This is a genomic window from Arthrobacter sp. NPDC057388, assembly GCF_042668165.1.
In the GTDB taxonomy this organism is placed as follows: Bacteria; Actinomycetota; Actinomycetes; order Actinomycetales; family Micrococcaceae; genus Arthrobacter.
Window position 1 is genome coordinate 12,978 of the sequence record NZ_JBHVBL010000029.1, and the last position, 13,105, is coordinate 26,082.

The window sequence follows — 13,105 nt, forward strand, 5'->3', positions numbered from 1 at the left end:
GCCGGGTCCCTCGCCGGCGTGGGCCCAGTACCTGCCCTAATGACGGGTCAAAAGGGCAGGTACGGAGCAACCGATGGCTGGGCTGGGCCCACGCCGCCCGGGTTCCCTTGCCGAGCTTGCGAGGCTAGGGCGGCGGTGGGGACTAGCCGAAGTACTTCGGCAGGGTGGCCTCGTGGGCTTCACGCAGGGAGTCCAGCGCGAGGGTGTCCACGCCGTTGATCTCCAGCTGCCCGCTGGCTGCGTCCACCACGCCGATGCGCAGGTGCTCGAAGCCGCGGGCGGTGCACATGTCCTTGAACCGGACTTCCTCCGAGCGCGGCACCGAGACGACGGCGCGGCCCTGGGACTCGGAGAACAGCGCGGTGAAGAGGTCGACGCCGTCGCGGTCCAGGACGTCCTGCAGGGCGATCCGGGCGCCGACGCCGTAGCGCAGCGACGACTCCACGAGGGCCGCGGCAAGGCCGCCCTCGGAGAGGTCGTGGGCGGAGTCCACCATGCCGTCGCGGGAGGCGTTGATCAGGATCTCACCGAGGGCGCGTTCCTTCTCCAGGTCAACCTTGGGAGGCAGGCCGCCGAGGTGGCCGCGCAGGTTGGACCATTCCGAACCGTCCAGCTCGGCTGCCGTGGTACCCAGCAGGTAGATGGCTGCGCCGTCTTCCCGCCAGCCCGACGGCGTGCGGCGGGCGACGTCGTCGAGCTTGCCCAGCACTGCCACCACCGGGGAGGGGTGGATCGGTGTGGTGCCGGTCTGGTTGTACAGCGAGACGTTGCCGCCGGTGACCGGGATGCCCAGCACCATGCAGGCGTCGGACAGGCCACGGATGGCCTCGGCCAGCTGCCACATGACGTCCGGGTCCTCAGGGGAACCGAAGTTCAGGCAGTCGCTGACGGCCATCGGCACGGCGCCGGAGGTGGCGACGTTGCGGTAAGCCTCTGCCAGCGCCAGCTGGGCGCCGTGGTACGGGTCAAGGTAGGTGTAGCGGCCGTTGGCGTCGGTGGCCAGGGCCACGCCCAGGCCGGATTCCTCGTCCACGCGGACCACACCGGCGTCGTCCGGGAACGCCATGGCGGTGTTGCCGCCGACGTACCGGTCGTACTGGTTGGTGATCCAGGACTTGTCGCACATGTTCGGCGAGGCGACCAGTTCGGTCACGGCTGCGGCCAGTTCCGCCGGGGCCGAGGGGCGCGCGGCGTCCTGCACGGAACCGGTGAACTTGTCCGCCTGGACGGCGTCCTGCCACTCCGGGCGGGCATACGGGCGGTCGTAGACCGGGCCGTCGTGCGCCACGGTGCGGGGATCGACGTCGACAATCACTTCGCCGTCCCACGTGATGATGAGCCGGCCGGTGTCCGTCACCTCGCCCAGCCAGGCGTACTCGACGGCCCACTTGTCCATGACGGCCTCGAACGCTTCCACGTTCTCCGGGGTGACCACGGCCATCATGCGTTCCTGCGACTCGGACATCAGGATCTCGCCCGGGGTCAGCGTGGGGTCGCGCAGCAGCACGGAGGTCAGCTCAACCTGCATGCCGCCGTCGCCGTTGGAGGCCAGCTCGGACGTGGCGCAGGAGATGCCTGCCGCGCCGAGGTCCTGGATACCCTCAACCAGCGAACCCTTGAACAGTTCAAGGCAGCACTCAATGAGGACCTTTTCGGCGAACGGGTCGCCCACCTGGACGGCCGGACGCTTGGACGGTTTGGTGTCGTCGAAGGATTCGGAGGCCAGCACGGAGGCGCCGCCGATGCCGTCGCCGCCGGTGCGGGCACCGAACAGGACCACTTTGTTGCCCTTGCCGGAGGCGTTGGCCAGGCGGATGTCCTCGTGGCGCATGACGCCCACGGCGAGGGCGTTGACCAGCGGGTTGCCCTGGTAGACAGAGTCGAAGACCATCTCGCCGCCGATGTTCGGCAGGCCGAGGGAATTGCCGTAGCCGCCGATACCTGCGACAGCACCGTGCATCACGCGGGCGGTGTCCGGGTGGTCGATGGCGCCGAAGCGCAGCGGGTCCATGACGGCGACCGGGCGGGCGCCCATGGAGATGATGTCGCGGACGATGCCGCCGATGCCGGTGGCGGCACCCTGGTACGGCTCAACGAACGACGGCGAGTTGTGGGACTCGATCTTGAAGGTCACGGCCCAGCCGTCCCCCAGGTTGGTGACGCCGGCGTTTTCGCCGATGCCCACGAGCATGTCCTTCTTCATCTCGTCCGTCACCTTTTCGCCGAACTGGCGCAGGTGGTTCTTCGAGGACTTGTAGGAGCAGTGCTCGCTCCACATCACGGAGTACATGGCCAGTTCCGCGCCGGTGGGGCGGCGGCCCAGGACCTTGACGATCTCGTCGAACTCGTTTTGCTTCAGGCCCAGTTCGGCCCAGGGCAGTTCAGTGTCGGGCGTCTTGGCGGCGTTCTCGACGGTGTCGATGTTGAACTTCTTGGTCTCGGTGATCGAGCTGGTTGAAGTCTCGGTCATTTGTTCGCTCCCACAATCTTGTTCAGCACGGAGGTGAAGAAGCCCAGGCCGTCGGTGTCCGTCCCGCCGATGCCGTCCAGGGATTCAGGGCCGAAGCCGATTTCCACGGCGTGCTCCGGGTGCGGCATGAGGCCCACGACGTTGCCGGCGGCGTTGGAAATGCCGGCGATGTCGCGGCGGGAGCCGTTGGGGTTGAAGCCCACGTAGCGGAACACCACACGGCCTTCGGCCTCAAGCGCGTCCAAGGTCTTTTCGTCGGCGATGTACTGGCCGTCCTGGTTCTTCAGCGGGATGGTGATCTCCTGGCCCGCCTGATAATCCACGGTCCAGGCGGTGTTGCTGTTTTCCACGCGCAGCACCTGGTCACGGCACAGGAATTTCAGGTGGTCGTTCTTGATCATGGAACCAGGCAGCAGATGCGACTCGGTCAGGATCTGGAAGCCGTTGCAGATGCCGAGCACTGGCAGCTTGGCGTCGGAGTTGGCGGCGTCGATGATCTTGGACATCAGCGGGGCGAAACGCGAAATGGCGCCTGCGCGGAGGTAGTCGCCGTAGGAGAATCCGCCGGGGAGGATGACGGCGTCCACGTCGCCCAGCTCAGTGTCCGCGTGCCAGAGCGGCACGGGGGTGCCGCCTGCCAGGCGGACCGCGCGGGCGGCGTCCCGGTCATCGAGGGTTCCGGGGAAAGTGACGACGCCGATCTTCGCGCCTGCCAGGCGCGGCTCGGCGGCTACGGCGACTGCCTCGCCGATCAGGGGAAGTTCAGTCATTTCAGGCCTCGACGACCTCGACGTTGACGACGTCTTCGATCACCGGGTTGGACAGCAGGGTTTCGGCGGCATCGCGGGCCTGGGCCAGGATGTCCTCGGTCACCTCGCCGTCAACGGTCAGTTCGAAACGCTTGCCTTGGCGGACTGAGCTAAAGCTGGTGAAGCCCAGCCGGGGGAGTGCACCCACGATGGCCTTTCCCTGCGGGTCGAGAATCTCGGGCTTGGGCATGACGTCGACAACGATCCGGGGCATCCGGTAACTCCTGTGCATGTGCATTGGGTAAGGGCGCAGCGGAGTGGTGCCGTCTCACGCCATTCCTCAAGTTGCCTGGCCGGTTCAAATGGCACGGCATTTCAATTGGCCTGACATTCATTGGGCACGGTGTGGACGGGCGCTCCGCGAGCTTGCATGCCTATTCTACCGGCCCCGGCGCCCTACTCTGTATTCGGCGCAGCGGACGCCAATGCGGGGGAAGAACGACGCCGGCACTGGCCCGCTGCGGGCACGCTCAGTAGGATTGCGGAATGGCTGAGAAACCGAAATCCGTCCTCCTGCCGGTGATGGCCGTGGCGGTGTTCGCCGGCCTCGGAAGAATGGTGATCCAGAAGATCAAGAGCGACCGTGCAGCGCGCCAGAACGGGGTGCGAGGCACTGCTGCTCAGAACCGCCGTGGCGGCGCCCGGCGGAGCGGCAGTATCCGCGGCGGTGCCGGGAAAGACCGGGTGGCGGGGCCGGTGGACGAGAAGACGCGCCAGTGGATCAGCGAAGTGGTGCGCACGCCCCGGCAGTAGCTCTTCCTGCCGGCCGGCAGAACTGACTTTCACTCTCCGGCGGCGGGTGCCTTTTCGGGTGCCCGCCGCCTTTTGATGCCTGTGTCGAGGACTGTGACAAAAAAGTAAATTCGTGGTTTGTGCCCTATGTCATATCCGGCTCTCAGTAGGTACTGTGGGGATCGGTCGCGATTGCTGGGATCGACAGGACCTGTCATCTTCACGTGTCGTTGCCGCCTGCGCCCGGCAACGTAGCCGGGGCTGTTCCTTATGAAAGGTTCAAACCACTCGTGAAATCAGCAGGAAAAAGCTTCTTCCGAAGCCGGGGGGCCCGGAAAGCAGCGGCACTGGTTGTCGGCTTGCCTTTGCTCCTTTCGTCAGCCGGCGCATTGCCGGCAACAGCGGCGCCGTCGCCTAACGCGGCTCAGGCCGCACAGCAAAAGAACGTCGACCCCAACGGCTACTCGGCCGGACGCTACATCGTGGTCCTTGCCGAAAAGCCCGCCGCCACCTACGAGGGCGGCACGCCCGGCCTGCAGGCCACGAAGCCCCGGTCCGGCCGCAAGCTCGACGCCGACCGGGCGGAGGTCCGTAAGTACCAGGCCCACCTCGAGGCGAAGCAGACCGTGCTGGCCGAACAGGAAAAGGTGCAGATCCGGCGTTCGTACACGGCCGCGCTCAACGGTTTCAGCGCCACGCTCACCGCCGACCAGGCCGTGAATCTCGCGAAGAACCCGGCAGTCCTCGCCGTGGCACCCGATACGCAGCAGGCACCGGACTACTCCACCACGGATTTCCTCAAGCTCAGCGGCGCCAACGGCACCTGGAACACCCAGTTCGGCGGTAAGGCAGGCGCCGGCAAGGGCGTGGTGGTGGGGGTCATTGACTCCGGCTACACGCCGGGCAGCCAGTTCTTTGCCGGCGAGGACGTCGCCCCGCTCGAGGGCGACCCTCGGGTGGGCGTGCCCTACCGCACCCCTGACGGCAAGATCGCAATGCTGAAGTCCGACGGCAGCACGTTTGAGGGCGAATGCCAGACGGGTGAGGACTTCGACGGAAAGGCCTGCAACTCCAAGGTCCTTAGTGCCAGGTACTTCTCCGACGCCTTCGAAGAAACCGTGCCCAAGGCGGACCGGGCGGCGGAGGAACTGATCTCCCCGGTCGACGTCGGAAGCCACGGAACGCACACGGCAAGCACCGCAGCCGGCAACGCGGACGTGGAAACCTTCGTCGATGGCCGCAGCTTCGGCCTGACAGGGGGCGTCGCGCCGGCCGCGAAGCTCTCCATCTACAAGATCTGCTGGGAGGACACAGATCCCAACACCGGCGGCTGCTACACCTCGTCCGCAGTCGATGCCATCAACCAGGCGGTACTCGACGGCGTCGACGTCCTGAACTACTCCATCTCCGGCACCACCTCGACCACCACGGACCCCGTGTCCATGGCATTCCTTTCCGCTGCCTCGGCCGGAATTTTCGTGGCCACCTCCGCGGGCAACTCGGGTCCGGAAGCCAGCACCGTGAACCATGGCGAACCGTGGGTCACCACCGTTGCAGCCAGTAGCTTCTCGCAGGAACTTCAGGGCACCGTGGAGTTCTCCGACGGCAGCAAGTTCCGCGGCGCCAGCATCATGAACCGCGAAGTCACCGGCGCCGGGGTTGTGCTCGCCGCCAATGCTGCATCCGGACAGGCTGCCGACCCGGCACTGTGCGCCCCCAATTCACTTGATCCCGCCAAAATCGCCGGCAAGGTAGTGGTCTGCGACCGCGGCGTCTATGACCGGGTGGCCAAGAGCGCCGAGGTGGCCCGGGGCGGCGGCGTCGGCATGATCCTCGTCAACCTGGCCGCATCTTCGCTCGACGCCGACAAGCACTCCGTCCCCACCGTGCACGTGAATCCGCCGGCCACGGAGGCCATCAAGACCAAGGTGGCAGCGAACCCGGCCATCACGGTCTCCCTGGTCAACAAGGACACCACGGGACTGCCCCTTGAGGCGCAGCCCCAGATTGCCGGGTTCTCCTCCCGCGGACCGCTGCTGGCCACGGACTCCGACCTGCTCAAGCCAGACGTTGCCGCGCCCGGTGTGGCTGTCCTGGCCGGAGTTTCCCCGATCGGCGCGGGCGGAGACCAGTTCGGATTCATGTCCGGTACCTCCATGGCGTCGCCGCACGTTGCCGGCTTCGGCGCGCTTATCCTGGGCAAGAACCCCACGTGGTCCCCGGCCGCCGTGAAGTCGGCCATGATGACCACCGCCAGCGACGTCAAGCTCGCGGATGGCAGCAGGAACACCGACGTCCTCGCCACCGGCGCGGGACAGGTCAACCCTGCCCGCGTGCTGGATCCCGGGCTCGTGTACGACGCCAGTACCGACGATTACCTGCGCTTCATCCAGGGAACCGGCGTGAACCTGGGCATGCCCGGCCTCGGCAGCACCCGGCCACGCGACATGAACGTACCGTCCTTCTCGCTCGGCAACCTGGCCGGAAAGGTCGAGGTCACGCGTACGGTCACAGCACTGACGCCGGGCACCTACAGGGCCAAGGCCAGCGTCCGGGGGGTGAAGGTCACCGTGACCCCGTCCGTCCTGACCTTCGGTGCGGCCGGCGAAAAGCGCACGTTCAAGGTGGCGTTCGAAAACCAGAGCGCAAAGCTGGCGCAGTTCGCTATGGGCTCCCTCACCTGGCAGGGCGCCAACAAGACCGTGACATCGCCAATCTCCGTCCGGCCGCAGTCCGTGGTGGCGCCGAAGAACATAGCCTTCACGTCGCAAGGTGGCAACGGCTCAGGAAACATCAGCGTCGTCTCCGGTTCAAGCTCGCCCACCAACGTAACGCTGGACGGCCTGTCCAAGGCGGATTCGTCGGCCGTTGAGCTTGTTCCCGGGCCCTTCCGGTATGCGGCGGACGCGTCGAACTTCGTCAAAACGGTCGAGGTCCCGGCCGGCGCGCCGCTGGCCAAGCTGTCCGTGATATCGGGGAACGAGAACGCCGACTTCGACATGGTGGTCATCACCCCTGACGGCCAGGGCATTGTGGCCGCCACCGCCGCGGCGAGCGAGTCCGTCTCCATCCCGACCCCGGCCGCCGGAACGTACCGGATGTTCGTGAACCTGTACGACAGCCCTAACCGCCAGCCCACGAAAGCTTCCGTGGATGCCGCGGTCCTGGGTGCAAACGAGGGCAACGCCACGGTGACTCCCGATCCCATCAGGCTCACCAACGGCAAGACCGGACGGCTCGCCCTCACCTGGAAGAACCTGGTTCCGGGCTCGTACATCGGGCGGATCACGTACGACGGAGCCAGCTCCCCGACGTTCGTGAACGTCGTGGTGGCGGAGGGTGGCGCCGTCGCGGTTGCACCGGCTTCGGAAGACCCGAAGAAAAAGAAGGAGCAGGGGAAGGTCCAGAACGAGGACCTGAAGCGGTCACCGGATAACTCCATCTAGGAAGGTCCCGGAACCGGGAATCCCGAAAGGGCCCCACAGCGAAGGCCGGCGGGCAGGCTCAAAAAGCCAAGTCCCGCCGGCCTTCGCCGTGCCACGTGCCAGGAGTTTTTGTACAGATAATGGCCGCTGGACGGCCCGGAAGTCGTGATAGGTGGACAAAAACTCCTCGCCGAGGGTGGGGAGAGCCGGGTTCAGATAGCGCCGGTGGATCCGGCCACACCGCCCAGCAGCGGGGACAGCGCCCGCCAGCGGGCGATCTCACAGCCGTCTGTCAGGGAGAACCGGCAGTTCACGTCGCGGCCGTTGAAGGTGCCGGTCACCACGGCCACCTGGGGTCCGCCATACTGCTGCGTGCACAGCTTGGGCGGGCCCGGTTCCGGGAAAAAGATCCGTTCGCCGAAGCGGCCGACGGCGGCCATCGCCGCTGCCGGATCCGGCAGCGATGATTCGATCAACTCGCCGGAACGGCTCACGAGGATGAAGGTGTTTTCCGGTCCGCCCGGTGCGTGCGTGAGCGCGACTGTCAGGTCCAGATCGAGTTCCGGGGTCGCGTCTGCCGACGGGGACGCAGGGGTATCGCTCACCGTTTCGCCTCCGGATCCAGCTCAGCGAGGAGCGGCGCCAGGGCAGCCATCAGCCGGCTGCGGAGCGCCTGGGCCTCGGCGGAGAACGCCCGCTGCTGCTCCACATACGCCGCCTTGCCTTCGGCGGTCTCGATCGGAATGGCCGGGTAGCCCCAGTCGCTCAGGTCATAGGGGGAGGCCTTCATGTCCATGGCACGCACCCGCCAGGACAGCTCAAAGCAGTCCATCACCAGTTCGCTGGGCAGGGCGGGGGAGAGCTTGTAAGCCCATTTGTAGAGATCCATGTTGGCGTGGAGGCAGCCGGGCTGTTCCATGCTCCGCTGGTTCTCCCGGCTGGGGCGCAGCTCGTTGAGGGGCACGGCATCAGGTGTGTAGAAGCGGAAGGCATCGAAGTGCGAGCAGCGGATCCGGTTGTCCTCCACCACCTTGTCGGTACCGGCGCCGCCAAGTCTCAGTTTGAGGTACTCGTGGCGCAGTTCGAACTTTTCCTGCCGGTAGACCATGGCCCACTCGTGCAGGCCGAAGCACCCGAACTGTGCCGGCCGGGCGGCCGTCCCGGTGAGGATGATCCGGGCAAACAGGAGTGCCTCGCGCCGTTCGGCCAGGAATGCCTCCCGGTCGAACGTCACCGCCACGCATCCGGGTGCCAGGCCGGCACGGCCCAGCGCGCCGCCGTCGAGCGTTTTGTAGTATTTCCAGTCCTTGCGGGCCGCCGCCTCCGTTCCGGAGAGGACCACGCCGTCTCCGGGATGCCAGCGCAGCAGCTGACCGGGCTTTTGCGTGTAGTACGTGAAGAGGAAGTCCTCCACGGGATGCTTCCGGCCGGCAGAGCGACGGGCGAGGTAGGGGTCGGCGTACCGGCGCACGCGGTGCACATGTGCCGCTTCCCGTTCCCGCCAGTCAGCCGGGGAGAGGACGTGGGCAGCGGGGATGGTCAAAGCTGTTCCTGCCACTGTTCTAGAGTGCTCCGCCCGCAGCGCCGAGGATATCCTTGGCGGCATTCCAGGCTCCGATCTGGCAGCCGTCCCGCAGGGCGAAGGATGTCTCCACCGGGGTGCCGTTAACCTCGCCGGTCACACTGGCCACCTGCGGACCGCCGAACTGCTGCGTGCAGGAGATGCCTTTGGGCGGGGCGGCAGGGTTCAGGATGGCGGCGTTGTTCTTCAGCGCCGAGCAGGCGGCTGCGGCGCTGGGGTGCTGGCTTTCCGCCATCGGGGCGCCGCCCTTGCAGACCAGCGTGTAGTTGACTGCCTTTCCATCCTTCGAGGCCTTGACCGTAATGGACAGTTCGGCGTCGCCGGCCCCGGGTCCGGACTTGAGGGGAGCGGCGGAAGGGGGAGCCGGCGCCGGGACCGTTGTCTCGGCGTCGGGAGGCGTTGTGCCGGGCACCGGAGTGCTTGGAGTTTCCGTGCCTGGAGTTTCCGTGCCGGGGGTCTCCGTGTTTGGACTCTCCGTACCGGGGGCCTGGGTTCCCGGAGATGAGGCACCGGGCGAGCCTGTCGCCGTACCCGGCGTGGCCGACGGCTGGCCGGTGCCGGTGTCAGGGGTGCAGGCCGCGAGACCGCCCGTCGCTGCGAGGGCGAGCAGCACAGAAATCAGTTGCTTGCGCATGCCGGGTCTCCTCAAGTTTTTCCCATTCTACCGTCGGGGCCCCTGGGCGTCCGGAACGGGCGCATAACGGTGCCCGCCAATTGCTAACGGAAGGGTATCGATTCTTGGGTGCGTCCGCGGTATCTTTCTGACATCAACGGGTGCGCGGCATAACCATATAGTGATGACGCCCATGGGGGGCAGAGCGTCCAGTTCGTGGGACCGAAGGTCTACAGGTCCTGAACAAAGGAAGGCATCCCCCATGATCCCTCAGCAATCCACTACCCGCCCCGGATATGGCAGAAGGCTGCCCGCTGTGTTTGCCGCGGCACTGGCCATGGTCATCGGCCAAGGTATCGCAGCGCCGGCCGCAGCTCCGGCACCGGCCGGACCCCAGCCGGCCCTCGCACTCCCGGCAGCCCTGCAACCGGCCTCCTCGCCGCTCGACGACGGGCATTACATCGTGATGCTCAAGGACAAACCGCTGGCCACGTACTCCGGGGGCGTGCCCGGCATCCCCGGGACGGCGGTACCCAAGGGCAAGAAGCTGAACCCTTCCGGCCCGAACTCACGAAAGTATGACGCCCATCTGAAGGCCAAGCAGCGGCAGGAGGCTGCGTCCAAGGGTGTGACCATCAACCGGAGCTACACCCTGGCCCTCAACGGCTTCAGCGCAGTCCTGTCCGCGGCGCAAGCGAAGGCGCTCGCCGGTGACGGTGATGTGCTGGCCGTGGTTCCGGACAACATCCGCAAGCCGGACTACTCGAGCACTGACTTCCTCGGACTGCCCGGCGGCAACGGCGTGTGGAGCCAGCAGTTCGGTGGCAAGGATGAGGCCGGCAAAGGCATTGTGGTGGGCATGCTGGACACCGGCTACACGCCGGACAACCCGTTCTTTGCCGGGGACGCGGTGGATCCGCTGTCCGGCATACCGGACGTCGGTGAGCCGTTCCGCCTGCAGGGCAACGTGATCGCGATGCGCAAGGCCAACGGCGGAACGTTCGTGGGCGACTGCGTGGCGGGTGACGGGTTCGACGGCACCGAATGCAACAGCAAAGTCATCGGTGCGCGGTTCTACGACGCCGCCTACAAGGCGGCGGTCCCGCCGGAGTTCCGGTCCCCGGCCGAAAAATTCTCACCGCTTGACGTCAACGGCCACGGATCCCACACGGCCAGCACCGCGGCCGGAAACAGCGACGTCACCCAGACCGCAGGCGGGCGTGACTTCGGTGTGAGCTCAGGCGTTGCGCCGGCCGCCAAGATCGCCGTTTACAAGGTCTGCTGGGAGGGCGCCATTCCCGAGGCGACCGGGTGTGTTGAATCAGACATTCTCAACGCCATCCAGGATGCGGTCCTTGACGGCGTGGACGTGCTGAACTTTTCCATCTCGGGAAACAACAACTCCACCGTCGACGCCGTTTCGCTTGCGTTCCTCAACGCGGCGGCCGCAGGGATCTTCGTGGCCGCCTCCGCCGGCAACTCCGGTCCCACGGTTTCGACTGTCAACCATGCCGGACCCTGGATCACCAGCGTGGCGGCCTCGACGTTCGACAACACACTGCTTGGGACTGTGGAACTGTCGAACGGCGGCAAGTTCCGCGGTGCGAGCGTTATGAGCAGCGAAGTCGATTCCAAGCCGATCGTGCTGGCAGTGGACGTGAAGGCAGCCGCGGCCCCGGCCGCAGATGCGGCACTGTGCGCGGCGAACTCCCTGGACCCGGCCAAGGTTGACGGCAAGATCGTGGTCTGCGACCGCGGTGTGGTTGCGCGCGTCGACAAGAGCGCCGAGGTCAAGCGTGCGGGCGGTGTGGGCATGGTCCTGGTCAACCTGACGCCGGGATCGCTCGACGCCGATCTGCACAGTGTGCCCACAGTGCACTCCGGCAACCCCAAGATCAAGGAGATGGTGGCCGCCACACCAGGCATGACGGCGAGCCTCAAAGCCACCGACACCACCGGGGCCGCACCGCCGGCGGTTCCCCAGATCGCGGAATTCTCCTCCCGCGGCCCGAGCCTGGCCTCCAACGGAGACCTGCTCAAGCCAGACGTTACGGCTCCCGGTGTGGCAGTGCTGGCCGCCGTTTCGCCTGTGGGCTTCAAGGGCGAGAATTTCGGTTTCCTGTCTGGCACGTCGATGGCGTCCCCGCACATTGCCGGCTCGGGTGCCCTGCTGCTGGGCAAGCACCCCAAGTGGTCCCCGGCGTCCGTGAAATCCGCCATCATGACCACGGCCTATGACCTGGTCAACGCGGCGGGTACCAAGGTGCATAACGTCTTTGCCCAGGGTGCGGGCCATGTTGATCCCTCCCGATTCGACTCTCCAGGGCTCGTCTACGACGCGGGCATCAGCGACTGGATGGGCTTCCTGCAGGGTCAGGGCATCGATCTTGGAGTGGCCCCGATCGCGGCCAAGGACGTGAACCTTCCCTCCGTGGCGCTTGGTGCCATGTCCGGCAGCCAGACGGTTGCCCGCAGGGTCACGGCTGTGACGGCAGGGACGTACCGGGCGGCCATCACCATCCCCGGCATCACCGCGAGGGTCAGCCCGGCCGAGGTGACGCTGGCCAAGGGCGAAAGCGCCACGTTCACCATCACCTTCACCACGGCCGGGGCTCCGCTGAACGCGTATTCCACCGGGTCGCTGACCTGGACCTCGGGTGACAAGACGGTGCGTTCGCCGGTGGCGGTGCGGCCCGTGCAGTAGTGCCGCACTTCCCCGATTGCACGATGCCGGAACCCACCACGCGCGGTGAGTTCCGGCGTCGCGCTTTAACTGCCTGGACCCGCGGGGGGCGGGGGACATCCGGCCAACAGTTAGTGCACTAACAATCGGTGTATCCTTGATGGTGGCAGTAATCCTGAAATGGAGTGGATACCGTGGCAAAAGAGAACGCCGCACAGCGGTTCATGCGGGCAACCGGCAAGCTCAGGGCGGTGTTTGGCCCCGCCAACAGGAGCTCGCTGGTGCACGACATGACCGAGGAGAACCGCAACCTGCTCGCCCAGCGCGAGGCCGAGACGCAGCAGTGGGAGACCGTCCGCCGGCCGGACGGCAGCACGTACGTGGTGCCGCGCAATCCAGACGACAAGTCCCTGCGCTAGCAGCCGCTGAACCCCGGGCACCCAGGCCGTGTACCGGCGGCTGGACCCTGCCCGCCCGGGTTCTTTTCCGGTGTCCCGGCGTAAAATAAGGGCACCGGCAGTCTAAGGGCAGACGCTCTGACACCTTCAAGCAGGGAAGGGGGTGGGACTTGTGGCACATGTGCTCACTGGCTTCATGAATCTGACGGACAGGCTCCGGTTCGTATTCGGCCCTGCCACCGTAGGCGACTCCGCTGCGCCGGTGGTTCACCTGCATGACGATTACGAGCACGCTTCCGAAGAGGATTTGGCCCAGTTCGAGGTCGAGACCGACTCCGAGGGGCACCACTATGCTGTCCGCAAGAGCGACCTGGAGAAGTGACTGGTCCTTCT

Annotated in this window: 11 protein-coding genes; 5 read left to right on the plus strand and 6 right to left on the minus strand. The window is 66.4% G+C overall.

Annotation, left to right across the window (positions count from 1 at the left end):
- Nucleotides 1–142: 142 nt before the first annotated feature.
- Genes purL through purS form a run of 3 tightly spaced genes read right to left on the minus strand, consistent with a single transcriptional unit; the run spans nucleotide 143 to nucleotide 3,493 of the window.
- On the minus strand, nucleotides 143–2,470 hold the full coding sequence (gene purL, locus ACFUTU_RS14215) for a phosphoribosylformylglycinamidine synthase subunit PurL (RefSeq protein WP_377965319.1): 2,328 nt from the start codon (nucleotides 2,468–2,470) through the stop codon (nucleotides 143–145).
- The gene (gene purQ, locus ACFUTU_RS14220; protein WP_377965321.1) at nucleotides 2,467–3,240 is read right to left on the minus strand and encodes a phosphoribosylformylglycinamidine synthase subunit PurQ; all 774 of its coding nucleotides are present in this window, start codon (nucleotides 3,238–3,240) and stop codon (nucleotides 2,467–2,469) included. The genes purL and purQ overlap by 4 nt, the downstream gene beginning before the upstream one ends.
- 1 nt (nucleotide 3,241) lies before the next feature.
- Entirely contained in the window at nucleotides 3,242–3,493 is a 252-nt protein-coding gene (gene purS, locus ACFUTU_RS14225; RefSeq protein WP_003798434.1) for a phosphoribosylformylglycinamidine synthase subunit PurS, read from the minus strand.
- 272 nt (nucleotides 3,494–3,765) lie between these two features.
- Between purS and ACFUTU_RS14230 the strand changes: the two genes are divergently transcribed.
- Together ACFUTU_RS14230 and ACFUTU_RS14235 are read left to right on the plus strand one after the other, a co-directional pair.
- Complete coding sequence (locus ACFUTU_RS14230; protein WP_377965323.1) at nucleotides 3,766–4,032, plus strand: hypothetical protein; 267 nt, start codon at nucleotides 3,766–3,768, stop codon at nucleotides 4,030–4,032.
- Nucleotides 4,033–4,376: 344 nt separating this feature from the next.
- Nucleotides 4,377–7,457 carry a S8 family serine peptidase gene (locus ACFUTU_RS14235; protein WP_377965376.1) on the plus strand — a complete coding sequence of 1,027 codons (3,081 nt, stop codon included), beginning with the start codon at nucleotides 4,377–4,379 and terminating at the stop codon, nucleotides 7,455–7,457.
- Between the two features lie 191 nt (nucleotides 7,458–7,648).
- Here the strand turns inward: ACFUTU_RS14235 and ACFUTU_RS14240 are convergent, their stop codons facing one another.
- Genes ACFUTU_RS14240 through ACFUTU_RS14250 form a run of 3 tightly spaced genes read right to left on the minus strand, consistent with a single transcriptional unit; the run spans nucleotide 7,649 to nucleotide 9,652 of the window.
- On the minus strand, nucleotides 7,649–8,041 hold the full coding sequence (locus ACFUTU_RS14240) for a serine protease inhibitor (protein ID WP_377965325.1): 393 nt from the start codon (nucleotides 8,039–8,041) through the stop codon (nucleotides 7,649–7,651).
- On the minus strand, nucleotides 8,038–9,042 hold the full coding sequence (locus tag ACFUTU_RS14245; protein WP_377965327.1) for a 3-methyladenine DNA glycosylase: 1,005 nt from the start codon (nucleotides 9,040–9,042) through the stop codon (nucleotides 8,038–8,040). The genes ACFUTU_RS14240 and ACFUTU_RS14245 overlap by 4 nt, the downstream gene beginning before the upstream one ends.
- Nucleotides 8,999–9,652 carry a serine protease inhibitor gene (locus ACFUTU_RS14250; protein ID WP_377965329.1) on the minus strand — a complete coding sequence of 218 codons (654 nt, stop codon included), beginning with the start codon at nucleotides 9,650–9,652 and terminating at the stop codon, nucleotides 8,999–9,001. The genes ACFUTU_RS14245 and ACFUTU_RS14250 overlap by 44 nt, the downstream gene beginning before the upstream one ends.
- A gap of 241 nt (nucleotides 9,653–9,893) precedes the next feature.
- Between ACFUTU_RS14250 and ACFUTU_RS14255 the strand changes: the two genes are divergently transcribed.
- The 3 genes from ACFUTU_RS14255 to ACFUTU_RS14265 all read left to right on the plus strand — a co-directional run bounded on the left by ACFUTU_RS14255 (nucleotide 9,894) and on the right by ACFUTU_RS14265 (nucleotide 13,094).
- Nucleotides 9,894–12,335, plus strand: coding sequence for a S8 family peptidase (locus ACFUTU_RS14255; protein WP_377965331.1), 2,442 nt, complete (start codon nucleotides 9,894–9,896; stop codon nucleotides 12,333–12,335).
- 203 nt (nucleotides 12,336–12,538) lie between these two features.
- Nucleotides 12,539–12,733 carry a hypothetical protein gene (locus tag ACFUTU_RS14260; protein WP_377965378.1) on the plus strand — a complete coding sequence of 65 codons (195 nt, stop codon included), beginning with the start codon at nucleotides 12,539–12,541 and terminating at the stop codon, nucleotides 12,731–12,733.
- A 151-nt stretch (nucleotides 12,734–12,884) separates the two neighbouring features.
- Nucleotides 12,885–13,094 (plus strand): hypothetical protein, encoded by a 210-nt coding sequence (locus tag ACFUTU_RS14265; protein WP_377965380.1) that lies wholly within the window; start codon nucleotides 12,885–12,887, stop codon nucleotides 13,092–13,094.
- The last annotated feature ends 11 nt before the right edge of the window (nucleotides 13,095–13,105 follow it).

What these genes read in the sequence shown, in the direction of transcription:
- purL (WP_377965319.1), bottom strand. Translation starts at nt 2,470, where the DNA reads ATGACCGAGACTTCAACCAGCTCGATCACCGAGACCAAGAAGTTCAAC.
- purQ (WP_377965321.1), bottom strand. Translation starts at nt 3,240, where the DNA reads ATGACTGAACTTCCCCTGATCGGCGAGGCAGTCGCCGTAGCCGCCGAG.
- purS (WP_003798434.1), bottom strand. Translation starts at nt 3,493, where the DNA reads ATGCCCCGGATCGTTGTCGACGTCATGCCCAAGCCCGAGATTCTCGAC.
- ACFUTU_RS14230 (WP_377965323.1), top strand. Translation starts at nt 3,766, where the DNA reads ATGGCTGAGAAACCGAAATCCGTCCTCCTGCCGGTGATGGCCGTGGCG.
- ACFUTU_RS14245 (WP_377965327.1), bottom strand. Translation starts at nt 9,042, where the DNA reads ATGCCGCCAAGGATATCCTCGGCGCTGCGGGCGGAGCACTCTAGAACA.
- ACFUTU_RS14250 (WP_377965329.1), bottom strand. Translation starts at nt 9,652, where the DNA reads ATGCGCAAGCAACTGATTTCTGTGCTGCTCGCCCTCGCAGCGACGGGC.
- ACFUTU_RS14255 (WP_377965331.1), top strand. Translation starts at nt 9,894, where the DNA reads ATGATCCCTCAGCAATCCACTACCCGCCCCGGATATGGCAGAAGGCTG.
- ACFUTU_RS14260 (WP_377965378.1), top strand. Translation starts at nt 12,539, where the DNA reads ATGCGGGCAACCGGCAAGCTCAGGGCGGTGTTTGGCCCCGCCAACAGG.